We start from the raw sequence: 16,280 nt of genomic DNA on the forward strand, positions 1-16,280 counted from the left end.
TAATGGCTACAATTTATCAAGTATCAGAACTTGCAGGTGTCTCTCTCTCTACGGTATCAAGGGTTCTGAACGACAATGATTATGTAAGTAAAAAAACCAAGAAAAAAGTGCTCGAAGCAATGCAGCAACTTGGCTATCAACCCAGTTCTATTGCCCGTTCTTTAGCATCGAGTCGTACCAGTAGTGTTGGTGTTTTAGTCTCTGAACTAGACGGCCCGTTCTTTGGCCAAATGATGTCGGCGATAGAGCAGCAACTTCGTGCCGCAGGTAAGCATGTTATTATTACCGCAGGGCACAGTGACGAAGACAAAGAGAAAAATGGCTTTGAATTTTTAATCAGTCGTAACTGTGATGCCATAATTGCCCATGTGGAAATAGTATCGGACGAATATCTAATTGAACTTAGTAAGGGAAAAATCCCCATTTATTTAATGAGCCGTTATGTTGAGGAAATTAAAGACAACTGTATTAGTCTTGATAACGTTCTGGGCGGTTATCTTGCCACTAAAACGATGATCAATAAAGGTCACAAAAATATTGCTTATATTGCGGGTCCACAATTTAAAGTTGATGCGTCAGACCGACTCGTAGGACATAAAAAAGCGCTTGCTGAATACAATATAGCCTTTGATGAAAGCCTTTTTTACATTGGCGACTTTAAAGAAACCGGCGGCAATGATGGCTTAAAACATTTTATTGAAAATAAAGCGCAATTTAGCGCAATTGTCTGTGCCAATGATGAAATGGCCTCAGGTGCGATGAAGTTCGCCAGAGAACACGGTTTTAATTTACCGAAAGATCTCGCCATTATGGGCTACGATAACGTGATTTTCACCAATTACCTTTACCCAACTCTAACAACCATAGATAACCCAGTCCCAGAGATGGGCAGAATGGCGGCTAACCTTGTACTTAAAGACATTTACAAACGCCCTGGCATTACAATTAATCGTGTATTCCAGCCGACTCTCGTTTTAAGAGACTCCACGCCAGATATTAATTAATGCGGTAAAATCATTCGTTCACTAGGTTGAATTTTCAACTAACGAATTTGCTGATCAGCTAAACTTAGATTCAGCCCATGCAATTCATTACGTACCCATCGACCATCTAAGTATTGTTCAAGGTGGTCTTGGGCAAATGTTAAAAAACTACGCGCAGCATGAGCAATATGCCGATCAGTGCGGATCACAAAGTACCAATGACTTGCTAAGCTTGCATCACTTACAGTTAATACTTTGAAGCCATGATCTCCTATTGGCAACACATGGCGAGACAGCACACCAATTCCCATTCCTGATGATACTGCAACGCGAATAGCCTCATTACTTGCCATTTGCACGCTGTTACTCAGTACTAAACCGCGTCTTTGCAGTTCGCTCTCAAATAACATCCGAGTTGCAGAGCCAGGCTCTCTTAATAAAAAGCGGTATTTCACTAGCTCAGAAAGTGCAACGTGTTGTTGATTAGCTAATGGATGATCAGTAGGCACAATAAACTCAAGCGGGTTTTTTAAAAACCGTGCCGCTTTTGCATGTTCAAGTGACGGTGGATGGCTAAATACATAAATATCATCTTCACCGCGTTCAAAGCGCGCTAACACCTCTGCTCTATTGCCAATCTCAAGAGGCAACTCAACATGAGGATGCAAATTACTATAGGGCCCGAGTAATTTTGGCAAAATATATTGTGCGGTATTCACCATGGCGATTTTACATCGCCCGCGCTCACCCCCTTTGAGTTCAGCTAAAAAATCGTTGTAATCATCAAAGTGGCCAAACACTCGTTGGCAAGTCCTAAATAACTCATGCCCGGCTTCTGTGACATGCAGTTTTTGTTGCTGCATAATCACCAGCGGCTCATCTACAGCATCTTGTAAACGTTTAATTTGCAGCGACACCGTTGGCTGAGTTAAGTGTAAACGCCGTGCGGTTTCACTGATCGAGCCGGTTTTTACTACACTCATAAACACTTCAAGCAGCCGAAAAGAAATATGTCTTAAATCCATCGCTATCACATCCCCTCAGGTATTAATCAGCCCATAGATAATAACCTATAACTAACTACCAATCATTTTATTATTTACAATGCATGATTTTATCTACAATAGCGCAACTTTAAATTAATAGGAGAAAGGTGTGCCAGATATTGTTGTAATGTTTTTTGTTTTGGGTTTAGTTGCGGGGATTTTACGTTCTGATCTCGTTATTCCAAAAGCAACTTACGAGACCTTAAGTTTGCTGCTGATGCTGACCATAGGCTTAAAAGGCGGCATGGTATTACACGGCAATCTTAGTTGGCAATTATTGCCAGAAATGGGCTCGGTGATGCTACTTGGCGCATTTATACCTTTAATGCTCTACCCTATTTTAAAATATGTGATAAAACTTTCGGTAGCGAACAGCGCAAGTATCGCCGCCCATTATGGCTCCGTAAGCGCGGGGACATTTGCAGTCGCCCTCGCTTATGCTGAATCGGCGCAGCTAGCAGTAGGTGCTGAAGTAACCCTGTATTTAGTGATGCTAGAGCTTCCCGCGATTATCGTCGGGCTGTTACTTTATCGACGACTTGATAAACAACATAGTGCCGATAATACCTTATCGCTTAAAGCACTCTGGCATGAAACCTTAACCAATAAGAGCGTTATTCTCCTCGTAGGCGGTGTTGTTATTGGTATGATGTATGGCACACAGCAAGGCAGCCAAGTAACTGGATTATTAACCAATAGTTTTAAAGTCGTGCTTGCATTATTTTTACTCGAAATGGGTTTAACGGCAGCGCAAACATTACGCCCTATACCTTGGCATCACTGGAAACTGACACTATTTGCTATAATCAGTCCATTAATATTAGGCGCGATTGGAGTCAGTGTCGGCACTTTATTAGCGCTTGAGTTAGGCTCAATCGTTATCTTGGGGAGTTTAGTGGCCAGCGCATCTTATATTGCAGCGCCTGCCGCTATAAAAGCCGCAATCCCCAAAGCCGATATAGGTCTGGCTATGCTCAGTTCACTAGGCATCACTTTCCCATTTAACGTACTTATCGGTATCGGTTTGTATCATCAACTTGCTGTTGCGATGCAATAAATTAAACAATAGATAAGGGCTATTTAGCCCTTATCTATCTATAGGTTAAGCAAGCTCGGGCCATTGAATTGACTTACTGTCTTTGCCATTTTTACAGCTAAGTGGATCATTACCTTTATAATTTTTGCATCCCCAAAACTGCCCTTTTGCGCTATTGCGTAATACCATTTCAGCACCGCATTTATCACACGTTGGCACTAGATGGTTACAGGCTGTATTTATACATAATTTAAACCCTGTATAGCGACTGCGAGTCATTGGGCTTTGGCACTGCTCGCACGATTTTTCTTTATGCTCACAACGCGGAAATAACGAACAGCCGTAGAATGGCCCAAAACGACCACTGTGTTTTTTTAATACCCCGCTATCACAGCGCATACAGTTTATATCTGCGATATGTAATTGATCAACATCACTAGTAAATTCATCCAGTTCTATGTCATGTTCAGCAATTAACTCCGAGACAAAACAACTGCTATTGGTCATATCAGCAATGATGTAGGCGCGGTGTTTTGCGCGCGTTAGTGCAACGTAAAATAACCGTCGCTCTTGTGCGTAAGCGAAGTTTTCTGGCGCTGGTAATAAAGCTTCGATAATTGCGGGCGCAACTTTTTCAGATGGAAAACCATGTTTACCCTTTTGTAATCCGATAATAATAACATGATCGGCTTCTTTACCTTTTGAGGCGTGAAAAGACTGCGACTGAATTTTTAACAACGGATATTTAACACTCATGGTTTTAATATCCGTATTTGTTGGTAGCTGAAACCAAAATCGCGCTAAAAAATACACGGTTGTGGGTTTACATGCCTTGCTGTGTATTGTGCAGAGTATGTCATCAATCGCACCATTTAATAGTTCAGGAATGTCACTGTAATAACTATTTTTATAACCAATAGACGCATTACTACTGCGCCTTAATAACGACACACTAGGATGTGAAACCTGAGTTAAAGAAGTAATCGTTTTATCAAGCTGCGCGGGATTTTTACTAATAAATGCTGAGGCAACTTCACCAATTTTATTATTGAAACGAAACGTAAGATCCAGCGCCGTTTGCGTAGTAAAGCCAAAATACATTGCAAACTCAGTGGTCAACTTAATATCAGCGCCGCTGAATCGGTAAATTGCTTGCCAATCGTCACCCACTGCAAATACTGAACTACCTTTGTTGCTATCGCGAAGTGCTTTAACCAATCGTGCTCTTGGCTGTGATATATCTTGAAATTCATCAACCATAATATAACGCCAAGGCGATTTAAACTTGCCCGACTCAACATACTCGATTGCCTTGATAATCATATCATCAAAGTCAATTTCACCGCGCTGCTGCAAGTGATAGTTGTAGTTAGATAAAATTGGTTTTAATAGCGCCAACGCTTGGGTTGTTTGTTTGGCGTCAAGGGAGCGTTTAATGACATCAACTTCATCAGCATCAGTTAAATAAGCCGCCTTATATAAACTCAGCAATTGACTAAATAACGCAGCTAATACGGTGATCCTGCCAGTTTCTTTTAAGCTTTCGAGCAGTGATTCTAAGGGCAATAACTGTGTTTTCACGCTCGCACTTAAAAGCGCTTGTTCAAGTTCGTTTAACAGCTTACCTTGTTTATGTTGCCCATAAGTCAAAGCTATACAGTGAGTGTTATTACTGGCATGAGTGGTATTTTTCCAATCAATTTCGCTATGGTATTGCGCTTTATCAATGTAAGGCGCAGTATTGCCAACGTCATCGATGCCGTAATATTCAATGTAAATATCGTACTCAGGTAAATAAAAATCAGGCTTGTACTGTCTGCGTTCAATGGTTTTTACGTCAACTTTATAAGGCGCTTCGTATTGATAATCTATGCCGTGATAAAACAGCCAATTAGCTATATATAACTCACCAAAGCTTTTTACCTTGTCGCCTTTTAGGCTACGGATATCGTTATCATTTAAGTAGCTGTAATAATCACCCAATGTTTTAAAATCAAATTCATTTTTTTCAACATAATAGTATTTACTAAAATAATCTAAAACCAGATGACGATACTCGGCACTGTTTTCAATCAATGATTCAAAGCACTGCTGCACCCATTTTGCTTTCGCTTTTTCGTCTTCTGCAAATACACTCATAGTCGGTTTAGCACGTTCAACTTGTGAGATAATCGCCAGTCCGACACTATGAAAAGTAGCGGCTTTTATTTTATCGGTGGCGAGCTTATTTTCGATCCGTTGATCCATTTCATCAGCAGCTTTGCGACCATAGGCCAGCAATAAAATATCACTGTAACTTGCCTGCTGGCTTTGCACTAAAAACCCAGCCCTGCCAATCATAACACTGGTTTTACCGGTGCCTGCGCCAGCCAATAACAAGTTATTATCGTCATCAATCACACAAGCACGTCTTTGACTTAGTGTTAATGGATTTGCTTCAACACGGTCAAAAAAAGCGTGGTGTAGGTTAAGTTGCTTAGTAACGTATTTTTGTTGTAGATACTGGGTAAGTGCAGCATCCCAGTTTGCATATTGCTCTAATACGTTTATTTTTTTATCCACTAAAACAAATGCGGGGCTGTTTTTTATCCACGGCAACCAACGGTCATGCTCTTGCTGTGCCAACCGCTGAATACGACTAACATAAGACTGGCGTAAATATCGCTGCTTGACCAGTTTTGTTATTTTATTAAGAAAAGTGTCAAGCTTAGCTTCATTAGCGTTCACCCAATAGCGTTCAAATTCAGCTTGAAATTTACGGTGAGCACCATATGCCAGCAGCGAAAATGTATGATTTTGTTGTGCCGTAACAAAAGAAATCGTTTGACCAAACAAGCCGAAAGCAAACGACGGCGGTGCCTCCAAATCACTCCAACTTATTTGTCTAGTTGAGTTACCTTGGCAAATAGTCAACATATGGTGATCAAACGCCAACATGGCTTTATTAGAAAACATCCTGCCAAACAGGCTAACTGCAATAGAATTCATTACTGCTGAATTCCTAAATAAAAAGAGTGAATTACCGGTATTTTAAGTTAATCAGCTGGATAAGTGTGAAAATAACGGCAATTATTTTAGCGTAGTTTTTCATCTGGATTTAAAAAGAACATTTTCTTCCAGCCTTGGCTTTGCGCGGTCATTAACCATGGGTACGGTAGTAACGATAAAATAGAGTAATGTACGTGAGGTTGTTTACCTGCCGCATTACCCGTGTCTCCTAAGCTACCAATCAGCTCATTGACTGCAACATAGTCTCCTGCACTTAACGAATAACTTTCTAAGTGGGCAAAGTAATGCAGTCGCCACTTAGGCCCAAGTAATGCCACCACTTTACCACCGCGCTTTAGCTCACCTGAATACAGCACCACACCACTTACCGAAGCAACCACTGCCGTGTGTTTTTTGCCAAAAATATCTATCCCTTTGTGTACACCTGATTTACCCCAAGGGCCATACCAAAAGGTATTATGATGCCAATCATTTGCTGTTGCACCTTTGACTGGGATCACTATTTTTTCAGGTATGAGCAGCCCAATAACAAGGACTGTAAAGAACGTTAGTCCCATGTACTTCATCACTTTCATTACAACTTCCTTGAAATAGTTTAACAGAGAAATAGTTCATTATTGTTTGATACGTGTGCAACCAGCCACTCACACAACTCATGTGTTAAACTATCTTTTTTAAGCTGTAATTGGTCTACCTGCTGCGTTTTAACCGCCGTTAGCCATGCCTCTAGCATTGACTCAAAGCCCCGTTTATATAGCGTTGCTTGCCAATCATTTTGCATCGCGCTCTGCTGTATTCCATTGACCATAGAAGTCATATTGGTTAGCGATTCAAACCGCCACTTTTCATTCAAAGCAGTTATTTCAACCACTTCTTCATTACAGCCACTTAATCTATCCATAGCGCCTTGAAATAACCGCCCTTCAAACTCAAAACTAACATGTATTGCTGCCAATAAGCCTTGTGGATCTAGCTGTGAAAACACCTGTAACTGGTTAAGTTGATCAAAACGCTCTACATTTGCAAAATGGCATAAACTATCAACCACATGGATGAAGTCATCAAAAATAAAAGTGCGTGGCTGTGCTGGTAAATTTAAGCGGTTTTTTTGCCATTTAAGATGGCGTATTTGTGGCTTTGCAATATCGGCCATAATTGGTAAAAAGCGACGATTAAAACCTAAAAATAATGGCGTGTTATGTTTAGTTGCTAACGCAATAAGTTCACTTACCTCACTAAAACTATACGCTAATGGCTTATCTACAAACGTAGCGATTTTTTGTTCAAGTGCCTGCTTCGCAAACGTAAAATGAGACTCAGTATTAGTGTGGATCATCACCCCATCGGGCTTACACGCCAGTACCGCTTGGTAATCTGTAAAGCACTTTTGAACCCGATACTGCTTCGCTAACTGCGTTAATGTTGTCAGGTTTCGTGTACAAAAAATAGGATCGATCTGTGCATGTTGCGTGGCAATAGGTAAATATGCTTTTTGTGCTATATCCCCAAGCCCGACTAAAGCGATTGTTAGCTGGTTCATTTTTACTACTGCCTCTTGATGAAAAATAAAAACACAGCATACCAAGTTATTATTTAGATTGATAAAACAACTACAAATTTTAAACAATTTCGCTAAAAAAATGATACCAAAATGACGTAAATAACCGGTTAATTTACCTAACTTAGCGTTCTAAATAAAATGTTGAGTAAATATTCAAATATAACTTTACTTGTGTTCAAAATCGGATTAAATTCGCCGCAAAATTAACCAACCAAAAATAATTGCCAGCTATTAAAACACTCCAACGCAATTATTTATGCCCTTTAAATCGGATTCTTTAATGGTTGAGCTCGCTGCCAGTCATAAACCAAATAACCCACTTGCGCCTGTTATTGGTTTGTCTTTTTTTGCTATTGCCTCAGGCTTTTTAATGAGCCTAATTCCTTTATCATTGAGCGCCTTTGGGCTTGATAATGAACTTGCCTCTTGGTTAGCTAGTGTCTTTTATCTTGGCTTATTAATTGGTGCTTTTTTTATTGAGCGTATTGTTGCAAGAGTAGGCCACCGTCATGCTTTTCTGGCATTTCTGGGGTTATTAATTTTCAGTGTTGCAGCACAGCTTATTTTACCTAATGCCAACGTGTGGCTTTTAGCCCGCTTTGTAGCTGGTATCGCCGTAGCTGGGGTATTTGTGGTGGTTGAATCTTGGTTACTAATGACTGACACTGCCAAAGCACGAGCTAAACGATTAGGCCTGTATATGACATCCCTGTACGGTGGCAGCGCCGTTGGCCAACTAGCTATCGATCCGCTTGGTACCAGTGGCCCACTCCCCTATTTGTTTGTTATTGCTCTATTATTTTTAGCGATGTTAGCACCGCTGCTGATTAAATCAGGGGAACCGCAAAGTCAGCACTCGCAAAAGCTACAATTAACTGAGTTAAAAAAGCTCAGTCGCCCAGCAATTTTAGGCTGTTTGGTATCAGGATTAGTACTTGGCCCAATATACGGTTTAATGCCAGTATATATCGCTGCCCAAAGTGAGCAGGCCGCTTTTACTGGCACCTTGATGGCGGTGATTATTTTAGGCGGTATGTTAGTACAGCCGTTGGTGAGTTATTTATCAACACGAATGGCAAAAAGCTTATTAATGGCATTATTTTGTTTATTTGGCGCGATGGGTGTAGTTGGTATTATGCAAGCTGTACACTTCAACGTATTGATGGCCAGTTACTTTATTTTAGGGGCTGCGAGTTTTGCACTCTACCCCATTGCCATCACCTTAGCCTGTGACGCATTGCCAATCGAAAAAATAGTCTCAGCAACGGAAATTATGTTATTGAGTTACAGCTTTGGCTCGGTCTTTGGGCCTTTGCTTGCTGCCAACCTATTTGCTTCAGCTAACGGCATTATGTTGTATTTAGGCGGTTGTTTATTCACCACCTGTATTTATATGCTGATCAAAAGCCTTAAAGGCATCTCCACTGACAATACCCCTGTGGCAGGATAAGCCATAGCCTAATAACGCAAAAACCCCATGCTGAGTTAACAGTATGGGGCTTTAATTCAAGTAATAAGGCCTAATTTATAAAGATAGGTATTCTTTAGCACGAGTAAGGTTATGCGATACCATCGCGCTATCAGCCATTTGTGCAGCTTCATATAAATCTGAAAGACCAGCGGTATCATTTTTAGCCATCATACGTGATACACCGCGATTACTTAATGCAAACGATGTTAATTCACGTAATTTCATTTTTGGGCCTTCGCTTTGTTTTAGCAACGCAATCGCTTTAGTACAAATAGTTTCTGCTTGCGCGTAATTTTTTGATTTAACGTTTAGTGCGCAATTATTAAATGATTGTTCAACTGGCTGTGGCGCTGTTGCTGTCTCAATAACCATTAATTTGTAATCACTTTGATCAGCCAGAGCAACAGCTGAACATGTTAATAGTGAGCTAAGAGCAATAGTTTTGATAAGTGTACGTTTCATGATTATATTCCTATTTGATTATTTGCCTAAATCGTGTCGTATCTGGTGCCGACAATTGAACTTTAGGGTGTTAGCTCAATTTCAACAAACGATAAAAATAAACCTAATAGGTGAAGAAAATTAACTTATGGACTTTATAAAAATGAATTGTTACTGAAACTAGATTGAGCAACACAACTAAAAGGTGTCAATAGCGACACCTTTTTATCTATAAACAGCTACTTTATGTTTTTAATATGCGAGCTAATAATGCCGCTATTACTGATAAAATGTTTTTTCTGGGCTGGAAGGCGTTTGCACGAATGGTAAAGCAGGATCGTTCGTTAGCGTTTTTTCAGCTGTGGTACTAGGTATTACAGGGCTTGGGCCGACTGAGCCTTGCGTTGTTTCTGTGTTCAAAATTAATGGTAAACCATCTTTACCACCACCTATCACTACAACTTTACTATTGTTAGATTTGGCCAACTCCACTGTAGCTTCAATCCCTCGCCAGCGTAAATATGTTTCAGAAATACCACCACTGACTGTTTGCTGAAAATCTCGGATCCCTTCTGCTTCGGTCTTCTTACGCTGCGCTTCTTTTCTAGCAACAACTAAACGCATGTCGTATTCTTCGTTCAAATAATTTTGATTCACTTTTGCGATAATCGCATTATGTACCTTTTCTGGTATATTAACGCGCTTGATCAGCATATCATCCAAATTAACTAACACTTGCCCTGAGTGCGTCGCTTTTTCTTGCTGTAAAATTGTCTGCTCTTGTAATTGCAGTTCCTTTAAAACTTCATCTAGAAGCTCATTTTGCACTTGTAAACGCATATTACCGTACACTTGCTCTGCCGTATAACGCGATACAATCATGATCACCGCAGAATTAACTTCTGGTAGTACTGTTTCTTTTAGGTAATCCGTACCAACTAACTTATGTAGATAAGGTATTTGTGAAACCACTGGCCGATAACGCACAGTCACATCTAACGAAATTTGTAAGCCTTGGGAAGTAATAGCGTGAATTGTTTCATCAGCAGTTTGAAACCGACTTGAATAAAGCGTTAGCGTATCCCAAGGCAGAACTAAAACTGTTCCTTCATCAAACGGTTTTTCCAAATAGGTACCACCGCCTAAACGTTTCCACAAAACTCCGACTTGGCCTGAATCAATTTTAATAAACATCACTGGCACCAGCACCATGCCTAGAAACATAAAAACCAGTAATGTGATCCCAGCTCTAAAACGCCATGACAAAATACGTTTATGAAATTTAGGCTTATAACGTTTAATAAAACGCATACTGATATTTGTGATTATTAATGCAAGTAGTAAACCCGCAAGCACCAACAGAGTTAAATCGGGAGTAATGACAATATTCATGATGAGACCCCATTGCTTACAATATCGTTATTATCGGTTAACTGCCCTTCCACCATTTTTAAATGGGCATCAGCTAAATGAAAGTATGTATCATCATGGGTAATTGCAATCACTGTATTTCCTCTTGCTTTGAGTCGTGGTAATACTTGCTCGTAGAATTTACGCCTAAAAATAGGGTCTTGATCGGCAGCCCATTCATCAAAAATATATACAGGTCGATTTTCTAAAATTGTACTCAATAACGCTAAGCGCTTTCGCTGCCCTGACGATAAGTCAACAGTGCTAAATTGACCATCGACGATACTAACTTTGGTGTTCATTTCTAAAAATGCCAACCATTCATCAATTTCTTGTTGTTTTGTATCGTGAATACCATATAGCTGTTTAAATAAATGAAAGTCAGAAAATACCGCTGTAAACAAGCTACGATAACCTTGCAGTGAAGTTTCATTGAGCTGTTGACCATCGAGGAGTATTTTTCCAGCCTGTAACTCATATAGACCTATGAGCATACGAATAAAGGTAGTTTTTCCGCTCCCATTTCCCCCAGTAATAAAAGTAATTTTGCCTCGCTGCAGCTGAAAATCAATGGGACCAACTACAAAGGCATGTTCACCAGGTGCACGATTATGCTGATAATATGCACCACTTAGTTGTATCTGTTCAAATGTTGCGAGCTCAGCATGAGCCGATTTAGTATGTTGAGTTTTTTCCTGTTCAGACTGTAACTCCTTTTCCAACGCTAACACATTTTGTCCAGCTTCACTGGCAGCGGTAAAAATAGGAATACCGCCGACAATACTGGTGATTGGGCCAATTAAAAACAGCGAAGCTGTGGTAACTTTAATAACCACATCGGTGTAGACATGCGATAACACCGGTACAATAAAAACCATAGCCCCAGTTGCCGCAAAAAAACTGATTTGCGATAAAATAAAATCGCTGGCAAACAAAGTTTGTGTTTTCGTCTTAGAGCGTTTAGCGCGCGCTGAGTCCATAGCAAACTCATATTCAAGATCATCCGCTCTTGGAACACTTAGCTTTACTTCTTTAAAGCCATCGAGTAAATCAGACAAGCGTTGAATTAATTTGTTTTCGCTCTCAAATGACTGCTGCATATTCTTTTGTATTTCGTCTGCCCGAAGCCGGTGAATGCTGCCGCCAAGCATAATCAATACGGCCAACACAATGAAAGCCACAAAGGAGTGATATGCAATATACATAGATGTAAAAAAAACTAAGCTAATTGACTGACCTATAATCACAAACAGTTGCGCAGACTGAGAAATAGTCTGTAATTCTTTGCTTAGCGTAGTAAAAATTTTCTCTTTACCAATCTTCTCTAAGGTCGCCAGTTCAGTATGACGAACACATTCAAACAACTCGACACGTAACCCATCTATGGCTTGTTCAACCATTTTTGCAGCTTTAGTCATTAATCTATGTTGGGTGAGACCATAAATAGCAATGGTTAACGAAAATAAAGCGAGATAATAAAGAATATGATTTTCGCGGTGAATATCAGCAATATTTTCCGCAACATTATTTATTAGCGCTAAAACGAGGGCATTTGCTAATCCGGAAATACAACCTAGCGCAGCAAAAGTTCTTTTTTTAACTGTGATGTTTCGACTAATTAAATCGTATAATACCATTTTAGAATCTTTTATTGTTTTTTGATGGTCTTTATCAACACTCATTAACGTACAGCTGAATAATATTACCACTGCTTTAAAACCAGTGGTTTAACTAAGCTATATAACTAATTGAGTGTTAAACGTTGTTATCCATGTCGCTGTATTACTTGTTATGTATCTTGGCTATGTGTTGCATCTTTTTTGTGCGCAAAAATTAATATTAATAAACCGACAAAAGGTGTCAGCATCAGCGACAGCAAAAAAAAGCCTACCGGGCCTGCAAAAGTGTTTCGCCCCCAGTAACCACACAATAAACATAATCCTAAATATAAAATGACGATCATTATTAATTCCTTTTCAGTTAAGCTGTAATCAATTGATAAATAAACCAGCAATAACTGCTGGTTTATTTAGGGTTTAGCTCATTCTACTTACACTGCAGCTTGGCTTTGTTGAGCACTTGCATCACCTTTGTCTTTACGATACTTCGCTGCGATCTCAGAGATATCACCTTTAATACTTGCTAAATTAAGGTCTATCAATGTACCGCCATTTTCAAAGTGTCGAATAAACGTAGAACCGACTGCATGCGAAGATGCCGCCGAGATCACTGGCATAAATGCAATGGAACTAAGCGTTCCAATGATAGGTATAGCTTTAAGGAAACTACTCAAGCCAGCCCCTCCCAATGTCTGTGGAAAAGAGCCACCAATTACCGCACTAATAGTGCCTCGCAGCTTATTCTCACTATAGGATTGGCCATATACCTTAGCAATCTCATCAATCATTTTTATTTGAATACCTGTCAAAGCTACCAAATCAACCACTGGAATTGGAATAAGTCCGCTGCCAAATGACCATTTGCTATACTTATCGACGATGATCTGCGCTACAGCAACTCGATTTTCTGCTTCAACGAGATCTGCTTGTTGCTCAGAAACGGTGTCAGTATTCGCCTTTTCGTCCTTCGCTGTTTTTGCCGCTGTCATATTTTTTCCTCTATGAATTAAATTAACAGTTGTTGAACCCACCAAATTACTGCTCTAGTAAAACTTTAGTCAGTAACTTGCCCTTTTTCACTTTTCTTTTCATGAATATGAAAAGAAAAGTAATACTTTGCATAAACATGCAAACAGTAATTGGACTACAACCACTCCTTGTTCAGGTTTGGTTCCAACTTTATTAGTACTTAGCCCACTGCCAGTACAAGAAACTAATCAATTCAATTCTTTTGACATTCACCAATTCATCGACACAACTTTACGCATCAATTAATATCGCTTGGCACTTATCTTCTCGGTGCTTATCACTGTAAAAAATTATATTTCTGATCTCACTTGCAATGCAGTCCGACTCTAGTCCTGTTTTAACGTAATTACTAAAGACCATCACTGATTGATCCCGTTCCACTAAACGGTTAAAGCTTGTCACCCATGAATAAGGATAACTACCTGAGTACTGTAAAAATTTTTCATATTTTCGCAGGTTTGCATCAGCAGGATCTGATGGACAATCGGCAACTTTGCCAAACTGTAAAGGGTCAATAAATGTAACAAACCAACCATAACCATAGTATTCGCATTGCGTACTGTTACCGGTATTAGAATAAGGTGCAAATGCCACTAATTTTTGTGCCTCATCTAAAATTTTACTTGTGTATAATGCCTGATCCCACTTATGCATATCAGTCACTGTTGAGTACATATCACCAGCAGAATAAAGTACCAATGGATTGCTATAAGGATTCTTTAAAATATTCTCGTATGGCGCAGGACCGCCAACTAATGGCGGTCTGCCATTGGCTAGTGGTAAATATGGGTTTTGATTTGAGATATAGCCTGTGGTCATATTTTGATACACGCCAATGGCGCTAAATGAACCACTATCGTTCATATTAATGGGATCTAATATCTGTTCTTTAAGAAGGTTTTCGAACCAAAAGTTACGGTCAATATCGCCTTGGCTACCCGCAGCTATTTGCTCAATAATATTGCCGACCAAATAATAATTACAATTACTATATTGATACTTAGAGCCCGGAGTAAATGTCGGTTTTTCATCTTGTTCTGTACAAGTACAAAAACGATTACTGAAATCTTCAGGCCCATTTAAATTTAGCGTTTGATCATAAAGAAACGGCCGCCAACCATAATTATCATAAACGTCTTCATTATCACTGTAATTATTAATGCCTGAAGACATAGTCAATAAATTGTGCAATGACACATCCGCACATTGATTTTTAGGAAACCAAGGTAAATAGTCACCTATAGTCTGCGTTCTTAAATCTTTTCCTTTGAGCATTTTCATTAACATGGTTGCCGCAAATGCTTTAGTGTTAGAACCAATTCGGTATTTTGACTCTGTAGTATTTGCAATATCATATTGCATATTTTGCGGTCCACAATTAGCCTCGTATACAACCGCATCAGCAGAAGTAATATACACAGTGCCAAAAAAGACTAAAGTGTCACAATATTCTTGCACTGTTGCAGCAATCATTTCTATCTGAGCCGCTGTGATAGTGACATTTTTTGCTACACTCTTTTTTTGCAAACAAGACGCTAAAATCAAACTTAATAAGCAGACAATCATGATTTTAAACTTTACATGCATAAGCCATTTCATTATTCTTCTCCTGTAAATAGCCACATCTCTTTGCCAAAATCATCACTGCTAACAAAGTGAAAATAGTCTTAGTAAACTTATTGTAATAACAACCAGTTAAGCCATGCCAACCAGTACTTTTCGAGGACCGCTATATGCTTCTCGTCCATGGGTGTACAGCATGTTATCAAGCAACAAAATATCATTACGCTGCCATTGATAAGAGAATGTAAGCCCACGATACACATCATTGATTGCTGCTATGTCTTGTGGGTCAATGTCCGTGCCGTCACCGTAGTACGCATTACGGGGCAAATTTGCTTCACCGATACTACTTCGCATTGATTGCACCACGGCACTGTCCATACTTGAACAATGAAAAAGATGGGCTTGATTAAACCAGACTTTTTCACCACTTGAAGGGTGAGTGACAACAGCAGGGCGGCATTGGCGTGTTTGCAATTTATCGCCATCGATCCATTCGAACTGTATGTCGTTTGCATGGCAATAATGTTCAACATCACTTTTACTCTGTGTTTGAAACACTTCTTGCCAAGGTAAATCAATATCGCCGTAGTTTCGCACGTACATGACGCCTAACCGCTCAAACTTTTCTCTGATCCGCATGGGTATGTGGTTATACACCGCACGACTATCGGCCAAGGGAGTATTGCCCCCAGTCGTCGCTGGCACCACACAGAAAAACCCCATTCTCTTAGGCCAATTATTCGAATATGCATTTTCGTTGTGTTGTAAAATCACCTGATCTGCATGGTATTCTGTGGTGGTATAAATATTATTCTTCAACGCAGTGCGTGGCGATGAACGATAAACATACTGCTTTAGAGGCTCACCAAAAATAGTTTCTAAAATAGTACTAAATTGGTGAGTACTCACAATATTTAGCCCTCTCAGTAGCGCTAAACCATCTTGATTTACCCAATCATTTATTAAGTCAGTATTGGCTTTAACCCATGCCAAACCACTTTGCTTTTGAGCGCTCATATCATGCACACGGCAATCGCTATTGTCAGTGCAAAAATCCATATCTATTGCTAATAACTGATCCATTTCATTCCCGTCCTTTTATAGGTAGA

The 16,280-nt window shown here is 39.7% G+C and carries 14 protein-coding genes; 3 read left to right on the top strand and 11 right to left on the bottom strand.

The features are described 5' to 3' along the window. Positions 1-2 precede the first annotated feature (2 nt). Positions 3-1,004 carry a LacI family DNA-binding transcriptional regulator gene (locus H5182_RS01460; RefSeq protein ID WP_145233053.1) on the top strand — a complete coding sequence of 334 codons (1,002 nt, stop codon included), beginning with the start codon at positions 3-5 and terminating at the stop codon, positions 1,002-1,004. Between the two features lie 38 nt (positions 1,005-1,042). Here the strand turns inward: H5182_RS01460 and H5182_RS01465 are convergent, their stop codons facing one another. Then, complete coding sequence (locus tag H5182_RS01465) at positions 1,043-2,008, bottom strand: LysR family transcriptional regulator (protein WP_182759374.1); 966 nt, start codon at positions 2,006-2,008, stop codon at positions 1,043-1,045. 130 nt (positions 2,009-2,138) lie between these two features. Between H5182_RS01465 and H5182_RS01470 the strand changes: the two genes are divergently transcribed. Beyond that, entirely contained in the window at positions 2,139-3,086 is a 948-nt protein-coding gene (locus tag H5182_RS01470; protein ID WP_145233051.1) for a sodium-dependent bicarbonate transport family permease, read from the top strand. 45 nt (positions 3,087-3,131) lie between these two features. Here H5182_RS01470 and H5182_RS01475 read toward each other — a convergent pair whose 3' ends face one another. The 3 genes from H5182_RS01475 to H5182_RS01485 form a co-directional block, all read right to left on the bottom strand. After that, entirely contained in the window at positions 3,132-6,053 is a 2,922-nt protein-coding gene (locus tag H5182_RS01475) for a UvrD-helicase domain-containing protein (protein ID WP_182759375.1), read from the bottom strand. 86 nt (positions 6,054-6,139) lie between these two features. After that, entirely contained in the window at positions 6,140-6,649 is a 510-nt protein-coding gene (locus tag H5182_RS01480) for a M23 family metallopeptidase (protein WP_182759376.1), read from the bottom strand. A 20-nt stretch (positions 6,650-6,669) separates the two neighbouring features. Beyond that, a complete protein-coding gene (locus H5182_RS01485; RefSeq protein ID WP_182759377.1) occupies positions 6,670-7,614 on the bottom strand; it encodes a Gfo/Idh/MocA family protein in 945 nt (314 codons plus the stop codon). A gap of 301 nt (positions 7,615-7,915) precedes the next feature. Here H5182_RS01485 and H5182_RS01490 point away from each other — a divergent pair, with 301 nt between their 5' ends. After that, the gene (locus H5182_RS01490; protein WP_182759378.1) at positions 7,916-9,085 is read left to right on the top strand and encodes an MFS transporter; all 1,170 of its coding nucleotides are present in this window, start codon (positions 7,916-7,918) and stop codon (positions 9,083-9,085) included. Positions 9,086-9,160: 75 nt separating this feature from the next. Here H5182_RS01490 and H5182_RS01495 read toward each other — a convergent pair whose 3' ends face one another. The 7 genes from H5182_RS01495 to H5182_RS01525 form a co-directional block, all read right to left on the bottom strand. Next, positions 9,161-9,568: a hypothetical protein gene (locus H5182_RS01495; protein WP_182718887.1), complete on the bottom strand. Its 408-nt coding sequence runs from the start codon at positions 9,566-9,568 to the stop codon at positions 9,161-9,163. A gap of 258 nt (positions 9,569-9,826) precedes the next feature. After that, positions 9,827-10,939 (bottom strand): prohibitin family protein, encoded by a 1,113-nt coding sequence (locus H5182_RS01500; RefSeq protein WP_145233046.1) that lies wholly within the window; start codon positions 10,937-10,939, stop codon positions 9,827-9,829. Beyond that, positions 10,936-12,639: a cyclic peptide export ABC transporter gene (locus H5182_RS01505; RefSeq protein ID WP_259398205.1), complete on the bottom strand. Its 1,704-nt coding sequence runs from the start codon at positions 12,637-12,639 to the stop codon at positions 10,936-10,938. Before H5182_RS01505 ends, H5182_RS01500 begins: the two co-directional genes overlap by 4 nt. 107 nt (positions 12,640-12,746) lie before the next feature. Next, on the bottom strand, positions 12,747-12,920 hold the full coding sequence (locus H5182_RS01510; protein WP_182731271.1) for a hypothetical protein: 174 nt from the start codon (positions 12,918-12,920) through the stop codon (positions 12,747-12,749). Positions 12,921-13,007: 87 nt separating this feature from the next. After that, entirely contained in the window at positions 13,008-13,565 is a 558-nt protein-coding gene (locus H5182_RS01515) for a YcjF family protein (protein ID WP_145233045.1), read from the bottom strand. Between the two features lie 271 nt (positions 13,566-13,836). Next, positions 13,837-15,204: a serine hydrolase gene (locus tag H5182_RS01520; RefSeq protein ID WP_182757581.1), complete on the bottom strand. Its 1,368-nt coding sequence runs from the start codon at positions 15,202-15,204 to the stop codon at positions 13,837-13,839. A 96-nt stretch (positions 15,205-15,300) separates the two neighbouring features. Continuing rightward, positions 15,301-16,254, bottom strand: coding sequence for a TauD/TfdA family dioxygenase (locus tag H5182_RS01525; protein WP_145233043.1), 954 nt, complete (start codon positions 16,252-16,254; stop codon positions 15,301-15,303). Positions 16,255-16,280 lie beyond the last annotated feature (26 nt).

The sequence above is a fragment of the Pseudoalteromonas sp. SG44-17 genome, assembly GCF_014164235.1.
GTDB classification, from domain to species: domain Bacteria; phylum Pseudomonadota; class Gammaproteobacteria; order Enterobacterales; family Alteromonadaceae; genus Pseudoalteromonas; species Pseudoalteromonas rhizosphaerae.

Coding starts and splice junctions, on each gene's coding strand:
- H5182_RS01460 (WP_145233053.1), top strand. CDS start 3: ATGGCTACAATTTATCAAGTATCAGAACTTGCAGGTGTCTCTCTCTCT.
- H5182_RS01465 (WP_182759374.1), bottom strand. CDS start 2,008: ATGGATTTAAGACATATTTCTTTTCGGCTGCTTGAAGTGTTTATGAGT.
- H5182_RS01475 (WP_182759375.1), bottom strand. CDS start 6,053: ATGAATTCTATTGCAGTTAGCCTGTTTGGCAGGATGTTTTCTAATAAA.
- H5182_RS01480 (WP_182759376.1), bottom strand. CDS start 6,649: ATGAAAGTGATGAAGTACATGGGACTAACGTTCTTTACAGTCCTTGTT.
- H5182_RS01485 (WP_182759377.1), bottom strand. CDS start 7,614: ATGAACCAGCTAACAATCGCTTTAGTCGGGCTTGGGGATATAGCACAA.
- H5182_RS01490 (WP_182759378.1), top strand. CDS start 7,916: ATGGTTGAGCTCGCTGCCAGTCATAAACCAAATAACCCACTTGCGCCT.
- H5182_RS01495 (WP_182718887.1), bottom strand. CDS start 9,568: ATGAAACGTACACTTATCAAAACTATTGCTCTTAGCTCACTATTAACA.
- H5182_RS01500 (WP_145233046.1), bottom strand. CDS start 10,939: ATGAATATTGTCATTACTCCCGATTTAACTCTGTTGGTGCTTGCGGGT.
- H5182_RS01505 (WP_259398205.1), bottom strand. CDS start 12,639: ATGAGTGTTGATAAAGACCATCAAAAAACAATAAAAGATTCTAAAATG.
- H5182_RS01510 (WP_182731271.1), bottom strand. CDS start 12,920: ATGATCGTCATTTTATATTTAGGATTATGTTTATTGTGTGGTTACTGG.
- H5182_RS01515 (WP_145233045.1), bottom strand. CDS start 13,565: ATGACAGCGGCAAAAACAGCGAAGGACGAAAAGGCGAATACTGACACC.
- H5182_RS01520 (WP_182757581.1), bottom strand. CDS start 15,204: ATGAAATGGCTTATGCATGTAAAGTTTAAAATCATGATTGTCTGCTTA.
- H5182_RS01525 (WP_145233043.1), bottom strand. CDS start 16,254: ATGGATCAGTTATTAGCAATAGATATGGATTTTTGCACTGACAATAGC.